Raw genomic sequence first — 20,749 nt, 5'->3', positions numbered from 1 at the left:
AACCCAGGTTCGGGCCCTGACCGGCGAAAGCCCCGTCAGGGCCCGCTCTCATGTCCGCCGAGAAACGCCCCGGTATCCTGCGGCTGTCATCCCCACTCACCACAGCCGAAGGGCAACCCCGTGAGCGCCATCCGCCCGGCAGCCGTCGTCGTTCTCGCAGCGGGTGAGGGCACCCGTATGAAGTCGGCCACACCGAAGGTCCTGCACGAGATCTGCGGTCGTTCCCTCGTGGGCCATGTGCTGGCCGCCGCCCGTGAGTTGGACCCGCAGAACCTGGTCGTCGTCGTGGGGCACGCCCGGGAGCAGGTCGCCGCGCACCTCGGCGGGATCGACCCGGCCACCCGGACCGCCGTACAGGCCGAGCAGAACGGGACCGGGCACGCCGTGCGCATGGGCCTGGAGGAGCTGGGCGGGGCCGTCGACGGGACCGTCGTGGTCGTCTGCGGGGACACGCCCCTCCTCACCGCCGACACCCTCAAGCGGCTCGCCGTCACCCACCACGCCGACGGCAACGCGGTGACCGTGCTGACGGCGGAGGTACCGGACGCCACCGGGTACGGCCGGATCGTCCGGGACGACGCGACCGGTGCCGTGACGGCCATCGTGGAGCACAAGGACGCCACCGACGCCCAGCGGTCGATCCGGGAGATCAACAGCGGGGTGTTCGCGTTCGACGGGCAGTTGCTGGCGGACGCGCTGAAGAAGGTCCGCAAGGACAACAGTCAGGGGGAGGAGTACCTGACCGACGTTCTCGGCATCCTCCGTGAGGCCGGTCACCGCGTCGGCGCCTCGGTGGCGGCCGATCACCGGGAGATCGCCGGGATCAACAACCGGGTGCAGCTGGCCGAGGCGCGCCGGATCCTCAACGACCGGTTGCTGACCGCCGCGATGCTGGACGGGGTCACCGTCGTCGATCCTGCCTCCACCTGGGTGGATGTGACCGTGACCTTCGAGCGGGACGCCGTGGTCCATCCCAACACGCTGCTCACCGGGTCCACGCATCTCGCCGAGGGGGCCGAGGTGGGGCCGAACAGCCGGCTGAGGGACACGAAGGTCGGTGCGGGGGCGCGGGTGGACAACACGGTGTCCGAGGGGGCGGTCGTGGGGCCGCAGGCGAGTGTGGGGCCGTACGCCTATCTGCGGCCGGGCACGCGCCTCGGTACCAAGGGCAAGATCGGGACCTACGTCGAGACGAAGAACGCCAGGATCGGTGAGGGCACCAAGGTGCCTCATCTGTCGTACGTGGGGGACGCGACGATCGGGGAGTACACGAACATCGGCGCGGCGAGTGTGTTCGTGAACTACGACGGTGAGAGCAAGCACCACACGACCGTCGGATCGCACTGCAAGACGGGTTCGGACAACATGTTTGTGGCTCCCGTCACGGTCGGGGACGGTGCTTACACCGCTGCCGGGTCTGTGATCACGAAGGATGTGCCGCCCGGTTCGCTGGCCGTGGCCCGTGGTCAGCAGCGGAATATCGAGGGTTGGGTGGCGCGGAAGCGTCCGGGCAGTGCGGCGGCGAAGGCGGCCGAGGCGGCGTCCCGGGCGGGTGAGGGCGAGGGCTGACGGGAAACGGGTGCGGCAAAGTCGGCGTACCGTGATAAGTGCACATCCGCACGCGTGCATCCGCACCCTTACCAGCTGATACGGCCTCTCATGCCCAGCCGAGAGGTCGGCGAACAGCCGGCTGGCTGAGACAACCTCTGAGGAGACAGTGCTGTGACCGGGATCAAGACGACCGGCGAGAAGAAGTTGATGTTCTTCTCCGGCCGCGCCCACCCCGAGCTTGCGGAGGAGGTCGCCCAGCAGCTGGGTGTCGGGGTCGTCCCGACGAAGGCCTTCGACTTCGCGAACGGTGAGATCTACGTCCGTTACCAGGAGTCGGCGCGTGGTGCGGACTGCTTTGTGATCCAGAGCCACACGGCTCCGATCAACCAGTGGATCATGGAGCAGCTGATCATGATCGACGCGCTGAAGCGTGCGTCGGCTCGTTCCGTCACGGTGATCGTGCCGTTCTACGGTTACGCGCGGCAGGACAAGAAGCACCGGGGTCGTGAACCGATTTCGGCGCGTCTGATCGCGGATCTGATGAAGACGGCGGGTGCGGACCGCATCCTGACGGTGGATCTGCACACCGACCAGATCCAGGGTTTCTTCGACGGACCGGTGGATCACCTGTTCGCGCTGCCGCTGCTCGCCGACTACGTGGGCGACAAGGTGGACCGGAACAAGCTGACGGTCGTGTCGCCGGACGCGGGCCGGGTGCGGGTGGCGGACCGGTGGTGCGACCGGCTCGGTGCGCCGCTGGCGATCGTGCACAAGCGGCGTGACAAGGACGTGGCGAACCAGGTGACGGTCCACGAGGTCGTGGGTGAGGTCAAGGGCCGGGTGTGTGTCCTGGTCGACGACATGATCGACACGGGTGGCACGATCTGCGCGGCTGCCGACGCGCTGTTCGCGCACGGTGCCGAGGACGTGATCGTGACGGCGACGCACGGTGTGCTGTCGGGTCCGGCCGCGGACCGGCTGAAGAACTCGCGGGTGAGTGAGTTCGTGTTCACGAACACGCTGCCGACGCCGGCTGAGCTGGGCCGGGATCTGGACAAGATCACGGTGCTGTCGATCGCTCCGACGATCGCGAGTGCGGTGCGTGAGGTGTTCGAGGACGGGTCGGTGACCAGCCTCTTCGACGAGCAGTGAGGTTTCTGCACGGCCGTCGCCGGCGCTAGCCGTTGATCCTTTTGGGTGCGGCCTCCCCCTCCGAGTAGACTGCTGCAGTTGCTCGGCGAGGGAGGCCGTACTCGTTCTTCGGGACGGGGCCGGCGGTCCGTTATCGACGCGCTCTTCGTAGCAGGCCGTTCGTGGCCGGGTGACCACGTCCGTTCCGAGTTCCTACGAGGAGTGATCCACATGTCCGAGGTGAAGCTCACCGCCGAGACCCGTACCGAGTTCGGCAAGGGTGCCGCCCGTCGCATCCGCCGTGACAACAAGGTTCCGGTTGTTCTGTACGGCCACGGCACCGACCCGGTGCACCTGACCCTGCCGGGTCACGACCTGCTGCTGGCGCTGCGTACGCCCAACGTCCTGATCTCCCTGGACATCGACGGCAAGACCAACGAGCTGGCGATCCCGAAGGCCGTGCAGCGTGACCCGCTGAAGGGCTTCCTGGAGCACGTCGACCTGCTGCTGGTCAAGCGTGGCGAGAAGGTCACGGTCGAGGTCTTCGTGCACACCGAGGGCGAGCTGGCGCCGGGTGGCAACCTGCTCGAGCACGTTCTGAACGCGCTGCCGGTCGAGACCGAGGCCACGCACATCCCCGAGTCGGTCACCGTCTCCGTCGAGGGCCTGGAGGCCGGCGCCTCCGTCCTCGCCAAGGACATCCCGCTCCCGTCCGGCACCACGCTGGCCGTCGAGGAGGACACGGTCGTCCTGCAGGTCCTGGCCGCGCAGGCCGAGGAGACCGAGGGTGAGGCCGCCGGCGGCGAGGAGGCGGCCGAGGCCTGATCCTCGCCGACGTCGTCAACTGTTCAGCCGCTGCTTCCCTCGCCGGGAGCAGCGGCTGGCGCGTATCAAGGAGACATGGAAGTGACCACCCCCGCCAGTACTGATCCCTGGCTGATCGTCGGGCTCGGGAATCCCGGGCCGGAGTACGCCATGAACCGGCACAACGTCGGGTTCATGGTGGTGGACCTGCTCGCGGAGCGGATCGGGGGGAAGTTCAAGCGGGCGGGCAAGGCGCAGGCGCAGGTGCTGGAGGGGCGGATCGGTCCGGCGGGTCCGGCGAGCCGTCGGGTGATCCTGGCGAAGCCGACGTCGTACATGAACCTGTCCGGCGGTCCGGTGAACGCGTTGAAGGACTTCTACAAGGTGCCGGTGGCGAACGTCGTGGCGGTGCACGACGAGCTGGACATCGACTACGGGGTGCTGCGGCTGAAGCTGGGCGGCGGTGACAACGGGCACAACGGTCTGAAGTCGATGACGAAGGCGATGGGGCCGGACTATCACCGGGTGCGGTTCGGGATCGGGCGTCCGCCGGGTCGTATGCAGGTGGCGGACTTCGTGCTGAAGGACTTCGCGTCGGCGGAGCGCAAGGAGCTGGACTACTTCGTGGACCGTGCGGCGGATGCGGTGGAGTGTCTGGTGGCGGAGGGGCTGGAGCGGGCGCAGAGCGCGTACAACTCCTGACGTGCGGCGCGTACAACTCGTGACTTGTACGGCTTTGCCTCCCGGGTGAGTTGACCGGTCGCGGGGGGATGGCCAATGATCCCGGCCATGCCCGCCACTGCCACCACCGCTCGCCAGGCCTCCGTGACCGCGTTGCGGTTCGGGCGGGTCGCGGCGATGGGTACGCTCGCCGCGCTGATCCTTTTCTGCGGGGTGTGGGGTTCCTGGGGGACCGCGCAGCACGTGATGCTGACCAAGGGGCGTGAGGCCGGCACGGTGCGGGTGACGCGGTGTGCGGGGGGTGTCTGCACGGGGCCGTTCACGCCGGTGTCGCAGGGGGCGCGGGCACGTGCGCGGGTGGAGCTCGGGCAGTCGGTGGCGGTGCGCAAGGGGCGGACGTACGACGTGGTCCTGAAGCCGGGTACGGCGGACGGGGTGCGCTCGGGTCCGGCGGGGATCCTGTACGCGTGGGTGCCGTTCGGCGGGGCGTTGCTGCTGGCCTCGGTGGTGGTGGCGGGCGGGATGCGGCTGACGCGGGCCGCGTGGGTGCTGGCGGGGTCGGGGATCGCGCTGCTGACGGCCGCGTTCGTGACTCTCTGAGGGGTTGGGGCGTTCTTCACGTCTGTGGGGGGTCTGTTCGTTGCCTGTTCGTGCTTGACCGGCTGTCAGGCGTGACCGGAAGCTGTACCGCCCCCTCCACATCTTCCCCGTTCACCACTCGAAGATGGATCAATCCCATGCGTACCCTCATTCGCGCCGGCGCGCTGAGCGCCGGTGTCGCGGCGGCGCTCGTGTGCGCCCCCGCCGCCCACGCAGGTGCCCCCGGTGACAACGGCACCGTCAAGATCCACGATGCTCGCACCGGCGCGGAGCTGCGCCGCAACGAGCCGCACGTGTGCACGTTCTATCTGGACGCTTTCGGCTTCGACGGCGGTCAGCGGGTCGACTGGCACATCGAGGCCTGGGCGCCGACGGCCGCCGCGAAGGGCCAGACCGTGAAGTCCGGCGCGATCACCCTGGGCGCGGACGGCCACGGCCGTACGGCCGACCTGTCGCTGCCGGACGGGCACTACAAGTTGTTCTGGAACTTCGAGGGCGAGAAGGGCGCGGCCAAGCACAAGGTGTTCTGGACGGACTGCGAGGGCTCCGCGGCGGGTGGCGGGAAGCCGTCCGGCTCGGCGTCGCCGTCGTCGTCTTCCTCGTCGTCTTCCTCGTCGTCTTCGTCGTCCGGTGCGGCCCCGGGTGCGTCCGCGTCCGGTTCGCCCGCCGCCGCGGCCCCGTCCTCCTCGCCGTCCGCCCGCAGCGCCGGCGGTGACCTCGCCGAGACCGGCAACGGCGCTCCGGTGGGTCCGCTGTCGGCCGGTGCCGCGGCGCTGGTCGGCGTGGGCGGCTATCTGGTGGCCCGGCGCCGGAAGGCCCAGCAGGGCTGAGGCCGCACCGTACACGCAAGGGTGCCCCCGGGGTCGTACGACCGCGGGGGCACCCTTGCGTGCGGCGTGGCCGTCAGCCGGTGTTGCGCAGGCCGGCTGCGACGCCGTTGACGGTGAGGAGCAGGGCGCGGGAGAGCAGCGGGTCGGGGTCGGTGCCCGCGGCCGCCGCGTCACGCTGGCGCTTGAGCAGGGTGACCTGGAGGTAGGAGATGGGGTCCAGGTAGGCGTCGCGGATGGCGAAGGTCTGCTTCAGGACGGGCTGGGCGTCCAGCAGTTCCTGCTCACCCGTGATGCGCAGCACCTCGCGGACGGTCAGCTCGTGTTCGGCCCTGATGGTGTCGAAGACGTGCTTGAGCTCGTCGGGGACGAGGGTGTCGACGTAGTGCTGGGCGATCCTGAGGTCGGTCTTGGCGAGGGTCATCTCGACGTTGGAGATGAAGTTGCGGAAGAAGTGCCACTGCTGGTGCATCTCGTCGAGGACGGTGTCGCCTTCTTCCCGCAGGCCCGCCTCGCGCAGCGCCTTCAGGCCGGAGCCGACCCCGAACCAGCCGGGGACGATCTGCCGGGACTGCGTCCAGCCGAACACCCACGGGATGGCGCGCAGGCCGTCGAGGCCGGCGCCGGAGTCGGGGCGGCGGGAGGGCCGGGAGCCGAGGTGGAGTTCGGCGAGCTGGTCGACCGGGGTGGAGGCGAAGAAGTACGCCGGGAGGTCGGGGTCCTCGACCAGGCGCCGGTAGGCGGCGTGGGCGGCGTCCGACACGACGTCCATCGCCGCGTCCCAGCGGGCCAGGGCCTCGTCGGACTGGCGGGGCGCGGTGTGCAGGGCGGAGGCCTGCAGGGTGGCCGCGACGGTCAGTTCGAGGTTCTCCCTGGCCAGCGACGGGATGAGGTACTTGTCGGAGATGACCTCGCCCTGTTCGGTGACCTTGATCTCGCCTTCCAGGGTGCCCCAGGGCTGGGCGAGGATGGCGTCGTGGGAGGGGCCGCCGCCGCGGCCGACGGTGCCGCCGCGGCCGTGGAAGAGGCGCAGGCGTACGCCGTAGCGGTGGGCGACGTCGCGCAGGCGGCGCTGGGCGCGGTGGATCTCCCACTGGCTGGTGGTGATGCCGCCGAACTTGGAGGAGTCGGAGTAGCCGAGCATGACCTCCTGGACGTCGCCGCGCAGCGCCACCAGGCGCCGGTAGGACGGGTCGGAGAGCATGTCCTCCAGGATCGTGTCGGCGGCCCTGAGCTCGTCCGTGGTCTCCAGGAGGGGGACGATGCCGATCCGGGCCCAGCCGGCGTGCAGGTCGACGAGGCCTGCCTCGCGGGCGAGGACGGCGGCGGCGAAGACGTCGTCGGCGCCCTGGCACATGGAGATGATGTAGGACTCGACGACCTCGGGGCCGAAGACCTGCAGGGCCTTCTTGACCGTCTCGAAGACGCCGAGGGTCTTGGCGCCCGCCGCGTCGACGGGTGCCGGGGCGGAGGCGAGCGGCCTGCGGGAGCGGAGTTCCTTGGCGAGGAGCTTGGCGCGGTACTCGCGGGGCATGTCGGCGTAGCGCCAGGACTCCTCGCCGAGGCGGTCGAAGAGCTGGCCGAGGGCGTGGTGGTGGGCGTCGGCGTGTTCGCGCACGTCCAGGGTGGCGAGCTGGAGGCCGAAGGCGGCGAGGGTGCGGATGGTGCGGGCCAGGCGGCCGTCGGCGAGGAGGCCGCCGCGGTGTTCGCGCAGGGAGGCCTGGATGATCCGCAGGTCGCTGAGCAGCTCGCCGGTGCCGAGGTAGTCGCGGCCCGCTTCGTGCGGGGTGCCCTTGGCGAGGCGCTGCTTGGTGTTCTCCAGCTTCTGCCGGATGCAGGTGGCCTTGAGCCGGTAGGGCTCCTCGGCGTTGAGGCGCTTGTAGCGGGGGCTGATCTCGGGCAGCAGGTCGAGGTCGGTCTTCAGGGACTGGAGGAGCTCTTCGGTGGCGCCCGTGTAGCGGATGGAGTTGGAGAGCAGTCCGCGCAGTTCGTCGATCATCTCCAGGGCGTCGTTGATGCCGTGTTCGTGCTGGAGGATGAGGACGTCCCAGGTGACCTGGGGGGTGACGTTGGGGTTGCCGTCGCGGTCGCCGCCGATCCAGGTGCCGAAGGTCAGCGGCCGGGTGTCGTCGGGGAGCCTGACGCCGACCCGCTCCAGTTCGGCGGTGAGGTCCTCCAGGACGTCGCCGACGGCGTTCGCGTGGAGTTCGTCGAGGTAGTAGATGGCGTTGCGGGCCTCGTCGGCGGGCTCGGGGCGGACGACGCGCAGCTCGTCGGTCTGCCAGACGAGGTCGATGTTCTCGGCGAGGCGGACGTCGTGGCGGCGGCGGTCGGAGCCCTGGACGGGGGTGTCCAGGAGCGCGGCGATGCGCCGGAGCTTGTTGAGGACCGAGCGGCGCGCGGCCTCGGTGGGGTGCGCCGTGAAGACCGGGCGGACGTTGAGGTGGTGGACGGTCTGCCTGAGGTGTTCGGGGTCGGCGTCCTTGAGCCGGTCGGCGGTGCGGGCCAGCAGGCCGCCCTCGGCGGCGCGCCGGGCGCGCAGTTCCCGGCCGCGGTGCACCTGCTCGGTGACGTTGGCGAGGTGGAAGTAGGTGGAGAAGGCGCGCACCAGCTTGGCCGCGGTCTCCAGTTCGGTGCCGCGCAGCAGCTCGGCGGCGGCCTCGCCGTCCTCGCGGGTGAGGCGGCGGACCTTCTCGACCAGGTCGAGGAGCTCGGGGCCTTCCTGCCGGACGAGGGTCTCGCCCAGGAGATCACCCAGCCGGCGGATGTCGGCGCGCAGCTCGCTGCTGGTCGTGGTGGTCTGGTCGTCGGCACTGCTCACAGGTGCGGCTCCTTGCAGTGTTGAAGCTCGTCTGGGAGGGAACCCGGTCGGCTGCCGGGCGGCGTGCGCCGCATACGGGCCGGAGCGTCCGGGAAGGAAACGTCAGCGGACCGCGCTGTCCGACCGGTTCCAAGGATAGGTGTCCCCGCGGACGCGCAGGCCGTGGGGCTCTTGCCGCCGCACGACACGCTGCCATACTTACGAAGCCGTAGGTTACGGAACCGTAGGGAAGTACCGTCGAGTCCCGTCCGGTCCCGGCAGCCCGGCATCTGTCTGACCCTCGACCCCACAGGGGACGCGCATGACCTCAAGTTCCGATGTGATCGAAGAAGCCCGTACGGCCGACGACACTTCTCCCCCGTCCGCCACGCTGGGTGGCGAGCAGAAGCGTTCGATCGAGCAGATCACGCTGCTTTTGTTCATCACCGTGCCGTTCCTGGCACTCGTGGCGGCTGTGCCGCTGGCCTGGGGCTGGGGGGTGAGCTGGCTCGATCTGGGCCTGCTGGTCTTCTTCTACTACCTGGGGTGCCACGGCATCACGATCGGTTTCCACCGGTACTTCACCCACGGTTCGTTCAAGGCGAAGCGGCCCCTGCGGATCGCGCTCGCGATCATGGGGTCGCTGGCGGTCGAGGGCCCGCTGGTGCGCTGGGTGGCCGATCACCGCAGGCACCACAAGTTCTCCGACGCGGAGGGTGATCCGCACTCTCCGTGGCGGTTCGGGGAGACTGTTCCGGCGCTGATGAAGGGCCTGTGGTGGGCGCACATCGGCTGGATGTTCGACGAGGAGCAGACTCCGCAGGACAAGTACGCGCCGGATCTGATCAAGGACCCGGCGATCCGGGCGGTCTCCCGTACGTTCGTGCTCTGGACGGCGCTGTCGCTGGCGGCACCGCCGCTGATCGGCGGTCTGGTGACGATGTCCTGGTGGGGCGCGTTCACCGCGTTCTTCTGGGGTTCACTCGTGCGAGTGGCTCTGCTGCACCATGTGACGTGGTCGATCAACTCGATCTGTCACGCGGTGGGCAAGCGGCCGTTCAAGTCGCGGGACCGCTCGGGCAACGTGTGGTGGCTGGCGGTGCTGTCGTGCGGTGAGTCCTGGCACAACCTGCACCACGCCGACCCGACATCGGCGCGGCACGGTGTGATGCGCGGCCAGATCGACTCCTCGGCCCGGATCATCCGGATCTTCGAGCTGTTGGGCTGGGCGTACGACGTGCGCTGGCCGTCACGCTCGCGTATCGATTCACGCCGGAACACCGGCCAGGACGGCTCCCGGCGCCGGAGGGAGACCGCGAAGGCGGCATGATTGACGCCGTGGCGACCGACTCCAGCACCTCCAGCAACGACAAACCCCGGCGGACCCGCCGGACCCGTATGACCGGCGCCGAGCGCCGCCAGCAGCTGCTGGAGATCGGTCGGACCCTCTTCGCGGCGAAGGGCTTCGAGGGCACCTCGGTGGAGGAGATCGCGGCGAAGGCCGGGGTGTCCAAGCCGGTGGTGTACGAGCACTTCGGCGGCAAGGAGGGCCTGTACGCGGTGGTGGTGGACCGCGAGATGCGGCGCCTGCTGGACATGGTGACCAGCTCGCTGACGGCCGGGCATCCCCGCGAGCTGTGCGAGCAGGCGGCGTTCGCGCTGCTGGACTACATCGAGGAGTACACGGACGGCTTCCGCATCCTGGTCCGTGACTCCCCCATCCCCCAGTCGACCGGTTCCTTCGCCTCGCTGATCTCCGACATCGCCACGCAGGTGGAGGACATCCTGGGCCGCGAGTTCAAGTCCCGCGGCTTCGACCCGAAGCTGGCCCCGCTGTACGCGCAGGCGCTGGTCGGCATGGTCGCCCTGACCGGGCAGTGGTGGCTGGACGTGCGCCGCCCGAAGAAGGCGGAGGTCGCGGCGCATCTGGTGAACCTGGCGTGGCACGGCCTGGACGGGCTGGAGCAGAAGCCGCGGCTGATCGGGCACCGCAAGTCATAGACGTTCGGGGCCCCGGCGTACGATCACGCGGTGGCTTGGCAGCGCAGGGTCCGTACGAGACGGCAGCAGGCGTGGGGGGCGGTCGTGTGCGGTGCCGTCGCCGCGGGCCTGTTCGCCCTCACCGGCTACCTGGCCGGCTCGGCCGTGGGGCACCTGGGGCTGCTGGGGCACCCACTGGCCCTGCGGACGACGCACTGCTGGACGACCGGGCCCTCCACCACGTCGCGCGGCGGCTCCACCGGCAGCGACTGGGACTGCACGGGCCTGGCGACCTCCGGCGGCAGGGCGCACCGGATCACGGCGACCGGCTTCACCTCCTACCCGGTGTCCATGCCCGTACCGGTGGCCCAGGAGCCCTGGGGGACCTGGGTCCCGGTGGACCAGGGCGGCTGGAACCAGGCGGGCCGCGCGCTCTCACCGCTGATCCCTCTCGCGATCGCGGTGACGTTCGCCAGGTGGACGCTGATCGGCTACCGGGGCTGGAGGAACTCCAGGCGGTTGCCGACGGGGTCCTCCGAGTAGAAGCGCAGATGGCCGGGGAGGTTGTCGTCCCAGGTCACCGTGGCGCCCAGGGACTCCAGCCGGGCCGCGTACGCCTCGATCCCGGTCACGCGCAGCCCTGGATGTGCCTTCTTCGCGGGGCGGAAGCCGTTCTCGATGCCCAGGTGGAGCTGGACGGAGCCCGCCTCGAACCAGCAGCCCCCGCGGGCCGCCAGCGCCGGTGGCTTCGGTATCTCGCTCATCCCGAGAACGCCGGCGTAGTACGCCCGCAGCGCGTCCTCCGACCCGGGCGGGGCCGCCAGCTGCACATGATCTACGGCGACGAGCACGGTCAGGCCCCCTTCACGGCGACGGCGAACAGGCGGCGGAAGGGCAGGACCGTGCCGTACGGCGCGCTGGGGTAGGCCTGCCGCAGCAGGTCGCGGTACTCGGCCACGAACGCGTCCCGCGCCTCGGGATCGTCGGCGAGCGCGGTCAGGGCGGGCCGCAGTCCGGTCCCCTTCACCCAGTCCAGGACGGGGTCCGTACCGGCGAGGACGTGGAAGTACGTCGTCTGCCACACGTCGGTCGCGCAGCCGTGGCGGGCGAGGCGGTCCAGATAGACGCCTGGGGCGTGCACGGAGTCGGTGTGGCGCAGGACGTCGGCGAGGCGGGACTTCCAGCGGGGGCTGCCGGCGAGTTCGCGCATCAGGGCGTGCAGCGGGGCGTCGATGTTGTCGGGCACCTGGAAGGCGAAGGTGCCGCCGCGGCGCAGGCCGGCGATCCAGTCGGCGAAGCGCTCGGCGTGGCCCGGCACCCAGTGGAGGGTGGCGTTGGAGACGATCAGGTCGTACGGCTCCTCGGGCGTCCAGGTGCGGACGTCGGCGTGGGCGAAGTCCAGCCGGCCGCCTCCCGCGGTGGGGCCCTCGTGGCCGGTGTGGGCCGCGTCGAGCATCGCGGGCGAGTTGTCGTAGCCGGTGACGTGGGCGGTGGGCCAGCGCCGGGTGAGCAGGGCGGTGGCATTGCCGGGGCCGCAGCCGAGGTCGGCGATGCGGGGCCGCTCGCCGGGCGGGTCCGGGATCCGGGCGAGGAGGTCGGTGAAGGGACGGGCCCGGTGACCGGCGTGCCGCAGGTACTGGCCGGGGTCCCAGCTGGGAGTCGTCATGCCGGTCACTTTCCCCGTCCATCTATCTCGATGTCAAGAGACTCGACCTCAAGAGACTTCACGTCGACACAACCACTACACTGATCTCCATGGAGGACGAGGTCGATCGGCTGGTCGCAGCGTGGCGCCGGGAACGTCCGGACCTCGACGTGGAGCCGCTGGAAGTGCTCAGCCGGGTGAGCCGGCTCGCCCGGCATCTGGACCGCGCGCGCCGGCTCGCCTTCGCCGAGCATCAGCTGGAGCCCTGGGAGTTCGACGTGCTGACCGCGCTGAGGCGCGCGGGCACGCCGTACCAGCTCTCCCCCGGCCAGCTGCTGACCCAGACCCTGGTCACGTCGGGCACGATGACCAACCGCATCGACCGGCTGGCCAAGAAGGGCCTGGTGGAGCGGCTGCCCGACCCGAGTGACCGCCGGGGGGTGCTGGTCCGGCTGACCGACACCGGCCGGGACCGCGCCGACCAGGCGCTCGCGGGCCTGCTGGAGCAGGAGCGGGCGATCCTCGCCGAGCTGTCCCGTGCCCAGCGCGCGGAGCTGGCCGGTCTGCTACGCCAGCTGACCGCCCCGTTCGACAACATCCCCGGCTAGGTCGGCCGGTCCGACACCGGCGCGGCGGGCGAGTGCGACGGCGGCCAGCGTGGAGTGGACGCCGAGTTTGCCGAGGACGTTCTGCATATGGGTGCGCACGGTGTGCGGGGAGAGGAACAGCCGCTCGGCGACGGCCTTCCTGCCCAGCCCCGCGACCATGCAGCGCAGCACCTCCCGCTCGCGCGGGGTGAGGGACTCCACGAGCCGCTCGCTCTCGGTGCGGTGCCGGCGGGCGGCGGTGAGTTCGCGCAGGACGCCCGTGAGCAGGGCGGGCGGCAGATGGGTCTCGTCGCGCAGCACGCCCCGGATCACCGTCAGCAGCCGGGACAGCGAGCAGTCCTTGGCGACCCAGCCCGAGGCCCCGGCCTGCAGCGCGAGCGCCGCCCGCCGGGGGTCGTCCTTCTCGGCGAGCACCACGATGCGCACGGCGGGCTGGGCGGCGCGGACGCCCGCGACCAGCGAGATGCCGTCGACCAGCCCCTCCTCGTCGCCCTCCTGCACGGGCACGGCCGGACGGGTGCCGGGCACGTTGCCGCCCAGGTCGGCGTCGACGAGGAGGACGTCGTAGCGGCGGCCCTCACCGGCCGCCCGCTCCAGGCAGCGCAGCGCGGCGGGGCCGCTGCCGGCGGCGAAGACGTCGACGTCGGGCTCGGCGGCCAGGGCGGCGGCGAGCGACTCGGCGAAGATGCGGTGGTCGTCCACGACCAGGACTCGGATACGAACCACGAAACCCCCTTCCCCAGGCTCCGCGCGGAGCAGGGGACAACCAAGGTCCGGAAAGGGCCCGGCCGCCATTCAGCCGGTCCGCAAGGACCGGAACGGCCCGGAGAACGACGACCCGCGCGGATACGACACCCACGGAAGGAACGCGTGCCGCGCGGCCGCCGCCGACGCGGAAACTGCTACCCCACCGCGGGTGCCGTACCCGCCTGCCTCGCCCCCTGATCAGCACCGGCCCCCACCGGTGCTGTTCCACAGAGTACGGATGGGAGCACGCAGCGGAAGCGGATTTGCAGAACTGACCGTCCGATGTGCGTGTCGTGTGTCGCGTGTTTCGTACTGGGACGGAAATCGACAGACGCCGACGTGATCACGTGGTGCACCCCTCGCATGATCAGCAGCCCGCAATCAGCATGGACATGACTCACATACGATGTACGGTGGCGTGTTTTCGATCTTGACACAGGAGTGAAACCCTTTGAAGAACAAGCTCAGCCGCATGCTCACCGTGGGTGCCGCCGCCGTCGGCGCCGTCGCCCTCGCCACGGGCCCCGCCTTCGCCGGCAGTGTCGGCGCGAGCGTCTTCGGGGCCGAGGGCTCCGGAACCTTCCGCTACGACGGCCACTACATCGCCCCGCAGATCTACGTGACGGTGGCCGACACGGGCAAGGACGGGCACTCCGTCGGAATCCGTGTGCAGTCCCTGACGCCGGACCGCAAGGTGACCAGCTACAGCTGGCACAAGGTCTACACCGGCGCCGGCACCGAGCAGACGTGGCCGACCTCCCTGCAGGACAACCGCGGTATCTGGGCGCTGCGCGTCCAGGTCTGCGTCTTCGAGGGCGACAAGGCGCTGGGCTGCGACGAGTCCAGCTGGGACGGCAACCCCAACTACTGATCCCGAACGTCACCGGCCCCGTACACGCCGCGCGTGCACGGGGCCGGTGCATGCCGCTCGACGCTCCGCTCGGCCCGGCGGCGGGCCCGCCGATCGGGGAAGCCGGCGCTCCGTCACGCCTTCGAACGCAACGGTTCAGGTAGTGGCCGGCGTCCTTCCAGCCCTGCTGTCCGGCGACGACGACACCGGCCCCGTGCACGGTGACCGCGTGCGGGCCGGTCTGGACGACGGGCGTCAGCTCAGCCGACGCGCCCCCGCCGACGGCACCGCCTCGAAGACCCGCGGGGCGGTGAAGTGCGCTGCGGCGAAGGCCTCTTCGGTCGCCTTCGTGAGGGCATCGACGTCCGTGGCCTCCGCCAGGACGATCGCCGAGCCGCCGAAGCCGCCGCCGGTCATCCGGGCGCCGAGGGCGCCGTTCGCCAGGGCGGTGTCGACGACCAGGTCCAGCTCCGGGCAGGAGATGCGGAAGTCGTCGCGCAGCGAGGCATGGCCCTCGGTGAGGACGGGGCCGATGGCGCGGGTGTCCCCGGCGCGCAGCAGGGCCACCGTGCGTTCGACCCGCTGGTCCTCCGTCACGACGTGCCGGACCAGGCGGATGATCTCCTCCTCGCCGCCGAGGCGGGCCAGCGCCGCGTCCAGCCCGGCGTACGGGACGTCCCGCAGCGCGTCGACGCCGAGCAGGGCCGCGCCCTTCTCGCAGCCGGCCCGTCGCTTGCCGTACTCGCCGCCGCTGTGGGCGTGCTTGACCCGGGTGTCCACGACGAGCAGGCGCAGGCCCTCGGCCGCGAGGTCGAAGGGGATCTGCTGCTGGGACAGGTCACGGGTGTCCAGGAAGAGCGCGTGGCCCTGCTCGCAGCAGGCCGACGCCGTCTGGTCCATGATGCCGGTCGGCGCGCCGACGTAGACGTTCTCGGCGCGCTGGCACAGCCGGGCCAGCCGCCAGCGCTGCAGGCCCAGTGCGAACAGGTCGTTGAGGGCCAGGGCGATCACGACCTCCAGGGCCGCCGAGGAGGACAGACCGGCGCCGGCCGGGACCGTCGAGGACAGGTGGACGTCCGCGCCGGTGACCTCGTGGCCCGCCTCGCGCAGCGCCCAGACCACGCCCGCCGGGTACGCCGTCCAGCCGTCGTCGCCCTGCGGGGTCAGCGCGTCCAGCGACAGCTGCACGATGCCGCCCCCGATGTCGGCCGAGTGCAGGCGCAGCACGCCGTCGGTGCGGCGGGAGACCGCCGCGACCGCCCGGTGCGGCAGCGCGAACGGCATGACGAAGCCGTCGTTGTAGTCGGTGTGCTCGCCGATCAGGTTGACCCGGCCCGGCGCCGCCCAGACGCCGTCGGGCTCCGTGCCGTACAGCTCGGTAAAGCGCTCCGCGACCTGCTGTGCCCCCACTAGTGCTCCCTTGTGATGCTCTGCGCGAACTGCCACGCGTCCGCGACGATCCCCGCGAGATCCGCGCGGGTCGGGTTCCAGCCCAGTTTCTCGCGGGCGGTGTCCGCCGCGGCGACCAGCACCGCGGGGTCGCCGCCCCGGCGCGGGGCCGCGATCTCGGGGATCGGGTGGCCGGTGACCTGACGGGCGGTCTCGATGACCTGGCGGACGGAGAAACCCTCGCCGTTGCCGAGGTTGCAGATCAGGTGCTCGCCCGGCCGGGCGGCCGTCAGGGCCAGCAGGTGGGCCTCGGCGAGGTCGGCGACGTGGATGTAGTCGCGGACGCAGGTGCCGTCGGGGGTCGCGTAGTCGTCGCCGTAGACCGAGATCGCGTCGCGGCGGCCCTGGGCGACCTGGAGGACCAGCGGGATGAGGTGCGACTCGGGGTCGTGGCGCTCGCCGTACGCGCCGTAGGCGCCGGCCACGTTGAAGTAGCGCAGGGAGACGGCCGCCAGGCCGTGGGCGTTCGCCTCGCTGGTGATCATGTGGTCGACGGCGAGCTTGGAGGCGCCGTAGGGGCTCGTCGGCTTGGTGGGGGCGCTCTCCACGATGGGGACCTGCTCCGGCTCGCCGTACGTGGCCGCCGTGGAGGAGAAGACCAGCTTGCGGACGTTCGCCTCGCGCATCGCGCCGAGCAGCGCCATGGAGCCGGCGACGTTGTTGTCCCAGTACTTCTCCGGCTTCACCACCGACTCGCCGACCTGCGAGGACGCGGCGAAGTGCAGCACGCCGGCGTAGGAGGGGTCGAGCCACTTGGCGGCGTCGCGGATGTCGCCCTCGATGAACGCGGCACCGGCCGGGACACCCTCGCTGAAGCCGGTGGAGAGGTTGTCGAGGACGGTCACCTCGTGGCCGGCCTCCAGCAGGTGCTGGGCCACGACACTGCCGACGTAACCCGCGCCACCCGTCACCAGGTACTTCATGAACTCGCTACCTCTCGCAGTCGCTCGGCCGCGCGTTCCGGCGGCACGTCGTTGATGAACACGCTCATGCCGGACTCGGAACCCGCGAGAAACTTCAGCTTGCCGGAAGTGCGGCGGATGGTGAAAAGCTCGAGGTGCAGCGCGAAGTCGTCCCGCGTCACACCGTCGAACTCCTCCAGCGCGCCGAACGGGGCCTGGTGCCAGGCCGCGATGTAGGGCGTGGGGGACTCACCCGCGGAGTTCTCCCCTCCACCTGTCCCGCCGAAGATCCGGTCGAAGCGCCTCAAGAGTTCCAGATAGACCTGGGGGAATTCTGTGCGTGCCGCCTCGTCCAGGGCGAGCAGGTCGGGGACGCGGCGGCGGGGGTACAGGTGGACCTCGTACGGCCAGTGCGCCGCGTACGGCACGAACGCGACCCAGTGTTCACCCTCAAGGACGACCCGCCCCTCGGCGAGTTCCCGCTCCAGAACGGCGTCGAAGAGGTTCTCGCCACCGGTGGCCTCCTTGTGCGCGGCGAGCGAGCGGAGCATCAGCGCGGTGCGCGGGGTGGTGAAGGGGTAGGCGTAGATCTGCCCGTGCGGGTGGCCCAGGGTCACGCCGATCTCGGCACCCCGGTTCTCGAAACAGAAGACCTGCTCGACGGCGGGCAGGTGCGACAGCTCCGACGTGCGGTCCGTCCACGCGTCGAGCACCAGGCGCGCCTGCTCGGCGGTCAGGTCCGCGAAGGAGGCGTCGTGGTCGGACGTGAAGCAGACGACCTCGCAGCGGCCCGAGTCGCCGGCGAGCGAGGGGAACCGGTTCTCGAAGACGACGACGTCGTACGACGCGTCCGGGATCTCGCTGAGCCGCTCGCCCCGGCTCGGGCACAGGGGGCACTCGTCGGCCGGTGGATGGTACGTGCGCCCCTGCCGGTGGGAGGCGACGGCGACCGAGTCGCCGAGCAGCACATCGCGGCGGATCTCGGAGGTGGTGACCGTGCGGTCCAGGGGACGGCGGTCCACGGCGTCGCGCACGGTGTCGTCCCGCAGGTCGTAGTAGATCAGCTCACGACCGTCGGCCAGCCGTGTCGAGGTCTTCTTCAACGCCGGACTCCTCTACGCCCCGCACCCAATCACTCAACACAATCAAACATAACAGACCACAACTCGACAACGTCATTGACCATCACAATCCAACAAAGAACACCATCAGAAGTGTTCAATTAACGAACATGGAGGCGTAGGTTCCCCCCTGGATCAGTTCGCGCAACGAAGCGAGTACGCATGCAAACCCCCACAGACAGCCCCCTGTATCTGGCGGCGCAGCTACGGCTCCCCACCAACTGGCTGGACTACACGATCCTGGTGATCTACTTCGTCGTCGTCCTCGGCATCGGCTTCGCGGCCCGCCGCTCGGTGAAGACCAGCCTCGACTTCTTCCTCTCCGGACGCTCGCTGCCCGCCTGGATCACCGGCCTCGCCTTCATCTCGGCGAACCTGGCGGCCACCGAGATCCTGGGCATGGCCGCGAACAGCGCCCAGTACGGCGCCTACACGGTGCACTGGTACTGGATCGGCGCCATCCCGGCCATGGTCTTCCTGGGCCTGGTGATGATGCCCTTCTACTACGGCAGCAAGGTCCGCTCGGTCCCCGAGTTCCTGCTGCTGCGCTTCGACCGCGCCGCCCACCTGCTCAGTTCGATCCTGTTCGCGTTCGCCGCCATCCTGATCGCGGGCGTCAACCTCTACGCCCTCGCGATCGTCGTCGAGGCGCTGCTGGGCTGGCCGCAGTGGGTCGCGATCGTGGTGGCCGGCGCGTTCGTGCTGGCGTACATCACCCTCGGCGGTCTGTCCTCGGCGATCTACAACGAGGTGCTGCAGTTCTTCGTGATCCTGGCCGCCCTCATCCCGATCACCGTCCTCGGCCTGAAGAAGGTCGGCGGCTGGAACGGCCTGACCGACAAGCTCACCGCCACCCACGGCGCGAACTTCACCACCGCCTGGGGCGGCACCGGCATCGGCACCGCCAACCCGCTCGGCGCCAACTGGCTGACGATCGTCCTCGGCCTGGGCTTCGTCCTCTCCTTCGGCTACTGGACGACCAACTTCGCCGAGGTGCAGCGCGCCCTGTCCGCGAAGAACCTCTCCGCCGGCCAGCGCACCCCGCTGATCGCCGCCTACCCGAAGATCTTCATCGTCTTCCTGGTGATGATCCCGGGCCTGGTCGCCGCCGCGATCGTCCCGAAGTTCGGCACCGCCGGCTCCGGCTACCAGTACAACGACGCCATCCCGTACCTGATGCAGGAGCTGCTGCCCAACGGCGTGCTCGGCATCGCCGTCACCGGTCTGCTGGCGGCCTTCATGGCGGGCATGGCGGCGAACGTGTCGTCCTTCAACACGGTGTTCACCAACGACATCTGGGCGAAGTACGTGGTGCGCGGCCGCGAGGACGCGTACTACGTCCGCTTCGGCCGTCTGATCACCGCGATCGGCGTCTTCGCGTCGATCGGTACGGCGTTCCTGGCGTCCTCGTTCTCGAACATCATGAGCTACCTGCAGACGCTGTTCTCCTTCTTCAACGTGCCGATGTTCGTCGTCTTCATCGTCGGCATGTTCTGGAAGCGCGCGTCCGTCAAGTCCGGCTTCTGGGGCCTGCTCGCCGGCACCACGGCGGCGATGATCAACTACTTCGTCTTCTACAAGAAGGGCATCATCTCCCTCCCCTCCGACCAGGGCGCCAACTTCGTCTCCGCGATCGCAGGCTTCGTCACCGGCGCGGTCGTCATGGTCGCGGTGTCCCTGTTCACCGAGCCGAAGCCGGCCCAGGAGCTGGAGGGGCTGGTCTACGGCACCCGCTCCCCCGGCATGGCCGAGCCGCCCGCCGCCGGCGACGACGCCTGGTACCGCAAGCCGGCCCTGCTGGGCTGGGGCGCGGTCGTGCTGGCCGCCGCCTGCTACATCCCGTTCTCGTTCTGACGCGGGAGGATCGAGGAAACCATGAGCGACAACGCGCACTCCGACCGCCCGCACGAGGGCTTCCACTACAGCGAGGAGGACGTCCAGCGGGAAGTCACCGAGCTGGAGGGCAAGTCGGCGACGGCGGCCCGCATCTTCGACCTGCGCCGCATCATCGGCGGCCTGTTCGTGGTGTACGGCGTCATCGTCACGATCACCGGGATCACCGACTCCCCGTCCGCCATCGACAAGGCCCAGGGCGTCAACATCAACCTCTGGACCGGGATCGGCATGCTCCTGCTGGGCCTGTTCTTCCTGGCCTGGCTGAAGCTGCGGCCCACTCCGCCGCCGCTTCCTCCGGAGGGGTCGGCGGAGGAGAGGCAGGGGGAGTAACCCGCCGTTCCCGTCCGCGGGTGCGTGGGGGCTGGCCGCGCAGTTCCCCGCGCCCCTTCGGGGCGCCGCAATGCCCTCGCTCCGCCGTACCGCCGCCCCGGCGCAGGGCGCCTACCCGGGGCCGGAGCCCAACGGTCCCGCCCGGTCCAGCAGCCCCGTGCGCGCGGCCAGCGCCGCCGCCTCCAGCCGCGACCCCACCCCCAGTTTCATCAGCACGCGCTGCACATGCGTACGAGCCGTACTGGGGGCGATCCCCATCCCGGCCGCGATCAGCCGCGTGTCCTCCCCGTCGGCCACCCGCACCAGCACCTCCACCTCCCGCGGCGTCAGCACCGACAGCAACCGCTGCGCCTCGTCGTCGGGCTGCGCGGCAGGGTTGAGCAGCTCACCGAACGCCCCCTGCAGCAGCTGCGGAGCCACCGCCGCCTCCCCCGCCCGCGCCTTCATGATCGCCCGCTCGACCCCCTCGATCCGCTCGTCGTGCCGCACGTACCCCGACGCCCCGGCCGCGAACGCCGCCGCGATCCCGCGCGGCGACGGCACCGGGCCGAGCACCAGCACCGCCACCTGCGGCCGGTCCCGCTTGATCTTCACCACCGGGTCGAAGACGCCCGGTTCGGCGGGCGCCGCCGTGCCCAGCAGGCACACCTCCGGTGCCCGCGCGATCACCAGGTCCGCCGCGCCCGCGGACGGCGCCGCCGCGGCGAGCACCCGGTGCCCGCGCAGCTTGAGCGCCGACGCCAGCGCCTCCGCGAGCAGGCGATGGTCGTCGACGACCATGAGCCGCACTCCCATAGAGCAACCCCCCAGTCCCCCCCATGGATGCC

At 70.5% G+C, this 20,749-nt stretch carries 21 protein-coding genes; 13 read left to right on the top strand and 8 right to left on the bottom strand.

The window, feature by feature from the left end:
* Positions 1 to 120: 120 nt before the first annotated feature.
* The 6 genes from glmU to ACZ7GZ_RS17450 all read left to right on the top strand — a co-directional run bounded on the left by glmU (position 121) and on the right by ACZ7GZ_RS17450 (position 5,597).
* Positions 121 to 1,569 (top strand): bifunctional UDP-N-acetylglucosamine diphosphorylase/glucosamine-1-phosphate N-acetyltransferase GlmU, encoded by a 1,449-nt coding sequence (glmU, locus tag ACZ7GZ_RS17475; protein ID WP_471024942.1) that lies wholly within the window; start codon positions 121 to 123, stop codon positions 1,567 to 1,569.
* Positions 1,570 to 1,722: 153 nt separating this feature from the next.
* Positions 1,723 to 2,703, top strand: coding sequence for a ribose-phosphate diphosphokinase (locus ACZ7GZ_RS17470; RefSeq protein ID WP_471024941.1), 981 nt, complete (start codon positions 1,723 to 1,725; stop codon positions 2,701 to 2,703).
* 210 nt (positions 2,704 to 2,913) lie between these two features.
* A complete protein-coding gene (locus ACZ7GZ_RS17465) occupies positions 2,914 to 3,507 on the top strand; it encodes a 50S ribosomal protein L25/general stress protein Ctc (RefSeq protein WP_471024939.1) in 594 nt (197 codons plus the stop codon).
* 75 nt (positions 3,508 to 3,582) lie between these two features.
* Positions 3,583 to 4,188 carry an aminoacyl-tRNA hydrolase gene (gene pth / locus ACZ7GZ_RS17460; protein WP_471024937.1) on the top strand — a complete coding sequence of 202 codons (606 nt, stop codon included), beginning with the start codon at positions 3,583 to 3,585 and terminating at the stop codon, positions 4,186 to 4,188.
* A 75-nt stretch (positions 4,189 to 4,263) separates the two neighbouring features.
* Complete coding sequence (locus ACZ7GZ_RS17455; RefSeq protein WP_471024936.1) at positions 4,264 to 4,767, top strand: hypothetical protein; 504 nt, start codon at positions 4,264 to 4,266, stop codon at positions 4,765 to 4,767.
* Between the two features lie 137 nt (positions 4,768 to 4,904).
* On the top strand, positions 4,905 to 5,597 hold the full coding sequence (locus ACZ7GZ_RS17450; protein ID WP_471024934.1) for an LPXTG cell wall anchor domain-containing protein: 693 nt from the start codon (positions 4,905 to 4,907) through the stop codon (positions 5,595 to 5,597).
* Between the two features lie 73 nt (positions 5,598 to 5,670).
* Here ACZ7GZ_RS17450 and ppc read toward each other — a convergent pair whose 3' ends face one another.
* On the bottom strand, positions 5,671 to 8,415 hold the full coding sequence (ppc, locus tag ACZ7GZ_RS17445) for a phosphoenolpyruvate carboxylase (protein WP_471024933.1): 2,745 nt from the start codon (positions 8,413 to 8,415) through the stop codon (positions 5,671 to 5,673).
* Between the two features lie 301 nt (positions 8,416 to 8,716).
* On the opposite strand from ppc, the gene ACZ7GZ_RS17440 reads away from it, so the two are divergent.
* The 3 genes from ACZ7GZ_RS17440 to ACZ7GZ_RS17430 are packed head-to-tail and all read left to right on the top strand — an operon-like array spanning position 8,717 to position 10,917.
* A complete protein-coding gene (locus ACZ7GZ_RS17440) occupies positions 8,717 to 9,724 on the top strand; it encodes an acyl-CoA desaturase (protein ID WP_471024931.1) in 1,008 nt (335 codons plus the stop codon).
* Positions 9,721 to 10,395 (top strand): TetR family transcriptional regulator, encoded by a 675-nt coding sequence (locus tag ACZ7GZ_RS17435; RefSeq protein ID WP_471024929.1) that lies wholly within the window; start codon positions 9,721 to 9,723, stop codon positions 10,393 to 10,395. The genes ACZ7GZ_RS17440 and ACZ7GZ_RS17435 overlap by 4 nt, the downstream gene beginning before the upstream one ends.
* 30 nt (positions 10,396 to 10,425) lie before the next feature.
* Complete coding sequence (locus tag ACZ7GZ_RS17430) at positions 10,426 to 10,917, top strand: hypothetical protein (RefSeq protein WP_471024928.1); 492 nt, start codon at positions 10,426 to 10,428, stop codon at positions 10,915 to 10,917.
* Here ACZ7GZ_RS17430 and ACZ7GZ_RS17425 read toward each other — a convergent pair.
* Together ACZ7GZ_RS17425 and ACZ7GZ_RS17420 are read right to left on the bottom strand one after the other, a co-directional pair.
* Positions 10,866 to 11,225 (bottom strand): VOC family protein, encoded by a 360-nt coding sequence (locus ACZ7GZ_RS17425; RefSeq protein WP_471024927.1) that lies wholly within the window; start codon positions 11,223 to 11,225, stop codon positions 10,866 to 10,868. The genes ACZ7GZ_RS17430 and ACZ7GZ_RS17425 overlap by 52 nt on opposite strands.
* A gap of 2 nt (positions 11,226 to 11,227) precedes the next feature.
* A complete protein-coding gene (locus ACZ7GZ_RS17420) occupies positions 11,228 to 12,040 on the bottom strand; it encodes a trans-aconitate 2-methyltransferase (protein ID WP_471024926.1) in 813 nt (270 codons plus the stop codon).
* Between the two features lie 89 nt (positions 12,041 to 12,129).
* Between ACZ7GZ_RS17420 and tamR the strand changes: the two genes are divergently transcribed.
* Positions 12,130 to 12,627 (top strand): MarR family transcriptional regulator TamR, encoded by a 498-nt coding sequence (gene tamR / locus ACZ7GZ_RS17415; RefSeq protein ID WP_069780386.1) that lies wholly within the window; start codon positions 12,130 to 12,132, stop codon positions 12,625 to 12,627.
* Here the strand turns inward: tamR and ACZ7GZ_RS17410 are convergent.
* Positions 12,586 to 13,353 carry a LuxR C-terminal-related transcriptional regulator gene (locus tag ACZ7GZ_RS17410; protein WP_450794461.1) on the bottom strand — a complete coding sequence of 256 codons (768 nt, stop codon included), beginning with the start codon at positions 13,351 to 13,353 and terminating at the stop codon, positions 12,586 to 12,588. The two genes, tamR and ACZ7GZ_RS17410, sit on opposite strands and share 42 nt — an antisense overlap.
* A gap of 472 nt (positions 13,354 to 13,825) precedes the next feature.
* On the opposite strand from ACZ7GZ_RS17410, the gene ACZ7GZ_RS17405 reads away from it, so the two are divergent.
* The gene (locus ACZ7GZ_RS17405) at positions 13,826 to 14,245 is read left to right on the top strand and encodes a hypothetical protein (protein WP_471024925.1); all 420 of its coding nucleotides are present in this window, start codon (positions 13,826 to 13,828) and stop codon (positions 14,243 to 14,245) included.
* A gap of 234 nt (positions 14,246 to 14,479) precedes the next feature.
* On the opposite strand, the gene galK is transcribed toward ACZ7GZ_RS17405, so the two are convergent.
* The 3 genes from galK to galT are packed head-to-tail and all read right to left on the bottom strand — an operon-like array spanning position 14,480 to position 17,678.
* Positions 14,480 to 15,634 carry a galactokinase gene (gene galK / locus ACZ7GZ_RS17400; RefSeq protein ID WP_471024924.1) on the bottom strand — a complete coding sequence of 385 codons (1,155 nt, stop codon included), beginning with the start codon at positions 15,632 to 15,634 and terminating at the stop codon, positions 14,480 to 14,482.
* On the bottom strand, positions 15,634 to 16,596 hold the full coding sequence (galE, locus tag ACZ7GZ_RS17395; protein ID WP_471024923.1) for a UDP-glucose 4-epimerase GalE: 963 nt from the start codon (positions 16,594 to 16,596) through the stop codon (positions 15,634 to 15,636). The genes galK and galE overlap by 1 nt, the downstream gene beginning before the upstream one ends.
* Positions 16,593 to 17,678, bottom strand: coding sequence for a galactose-1-phosphate uridylyltransferase (gene galT, locus ACZ7GZ_RS17390; RefSeq protein WP_471024922.1), 1,086 nt, complete (start codon positions 17,676 to 17,678; stop codon positions 16,593 to 16,595). The genes galE and galT overlap by 4 nt, the downstream gene beginning before the upstream one ends.
* A 180-nt stretch (positions 17,679 to 17,858) precedes the next feature.
* Here galT and ACZ7GZ_RS17385 point away from each other — a divergent pair, with 180 nt between their 5' ends.
* Positions 17,859 to 19,550 (top strand): sodium:solute symporter family protein, encoded by a 1,692-nt coding sequence (locus tag ACZ7GZ_RS17385; protein WP_471024921.1) that lies wholly within the window; start codon positions 17,859 to 17,861, stop codon positions 19,548 to 19,550.
* 21 nt (positions 19,551 to 19,571) lie between these two features.
* A complete protein-coding gene (locus ACZ7GZ_RS17380) occupies positions 19,572 to 19,922 on the top strand; it encodes a hypothetical protein (RefSeq protein ID WP_471024920.1) in 351 nt (116 codons plus the stop codon).
* Positions 19,923 to 20,033: 111 nt separating this feature from the next.
* Here ACZ7GZ_RS17380 and ACZ7GZ_RS17375 read toward each other — a convergent pair whose 3' ends face one another.
* Complete coding sequence (locus tag ACZ7GZ_RS17375) at positions 20,034 to 20,717, bottom strand: helix-turn-helix transcriptional regulator (RefSeq protein WP_471024919.1); 684 nt, start codon at positions 20,715 to 20,717, stop codon at positions 20,034 to 20,036.
* Positions 20,718 to 20,749 lie beyond the last annotated feature (32 nt).

Source organism: Streptomyces sp. NPDC037288 (assembly GCF_055603265.1).
Note: the sequence above shows the minus strand (reverse complement) of the source record. Positions and strands in the feature narration are given on the sequence as shown.

Excerpts from the sequence above, each read along its gene's own strand:
- ACZ7GZ_RS17465 (WP_471024939.1), top strand. The coding sequence starts at position 2,914 with ATGTCCGAGGTGAAGCTCACCGCCGAGACCCGTACCGAGTTCGGCAAG.
- pth (WP_471024937.1), top strand. The coding sequence starts at position 3,583 with ATGGAAGTGACCACCCCCGCCAGTACTGATCCCTGGCTGATCGTCGGG.
- ACZ7GZ_RS17455 (WP_471024936.1), top strand. The coding sequence starts at position 4,264 with ATGATCCCGGCCATGCCCGCCACTGCCACCACCGCTCGCCAGGCCTCC.
- ACZ7GZ_RS17450 (WP_471024934.1), top strand. The coding sequence starts at position 4,905 with ATGCGTACCCTCATTCGCGCCGGCGCGCTGAGCGCCGGTGTCGCGGCG.
- ACZ7GZ_RS17440 (WP_471024931.1), top strand. The coding sequence starts at position 8,717 with ATGACCTCAAGTTCCGATGTGATCGAAGAAGCCCGTACGGCCGACGAC.
- ACZ7GZ_RS17435 (WP_471024929.1), top strand. The coding sequence starts at position 9,721 with ATGATTGACGCCGTGGCGACCGACTCCAGCACCTCCAGCAACGACAAA.
- ACZ7GZ_RS17420 (WP_471024926.1), bottom strand. The coding sequence starts at position 12,040 with ATGACGACTCCCAGCTGGGACCCCGGCCAGTACCTGCGGCACGCCGGT.
- tamR (WP_069780386.1), top strand. The coding sequence starts at position 12,130 with ATGGAGGACGAGGTCGATCGGCTGGTCGCAGCGTGGCGCCGGGAACGT.
- galE (WP_471024923.1), bottom strand. The coding sequence starts at position 16,596 with ATGAAGTACCTGGTGACGGGTGGCGCGGGTTACGTCGGCAGTGTCGTG.
- ACZ7GZ_RS17385 (WP_471024921.1), top strand. The coding sequence starts at position 17,859 with ATGCAAACCCCCACAGACAGCCCCCTGTATCTGGCGGCGCAGCTACGG.
- ACZ7GZ_RS17380 (WP_471024920.1), top strand. The coding sequence starts at position 19,572 with ATGAGCGACAACGCGCACTCCGACCGCCCGCACGAGGGCTTCCACTAC.
- ACZ7GZ_RS17375 (WP_471024919.1), bottom strand. The coding sequence starts at position 20,717 with ATGGGAGTGCGGCTCATGGTCGTCGACGACCATCGCCTGCTCGCGGAG.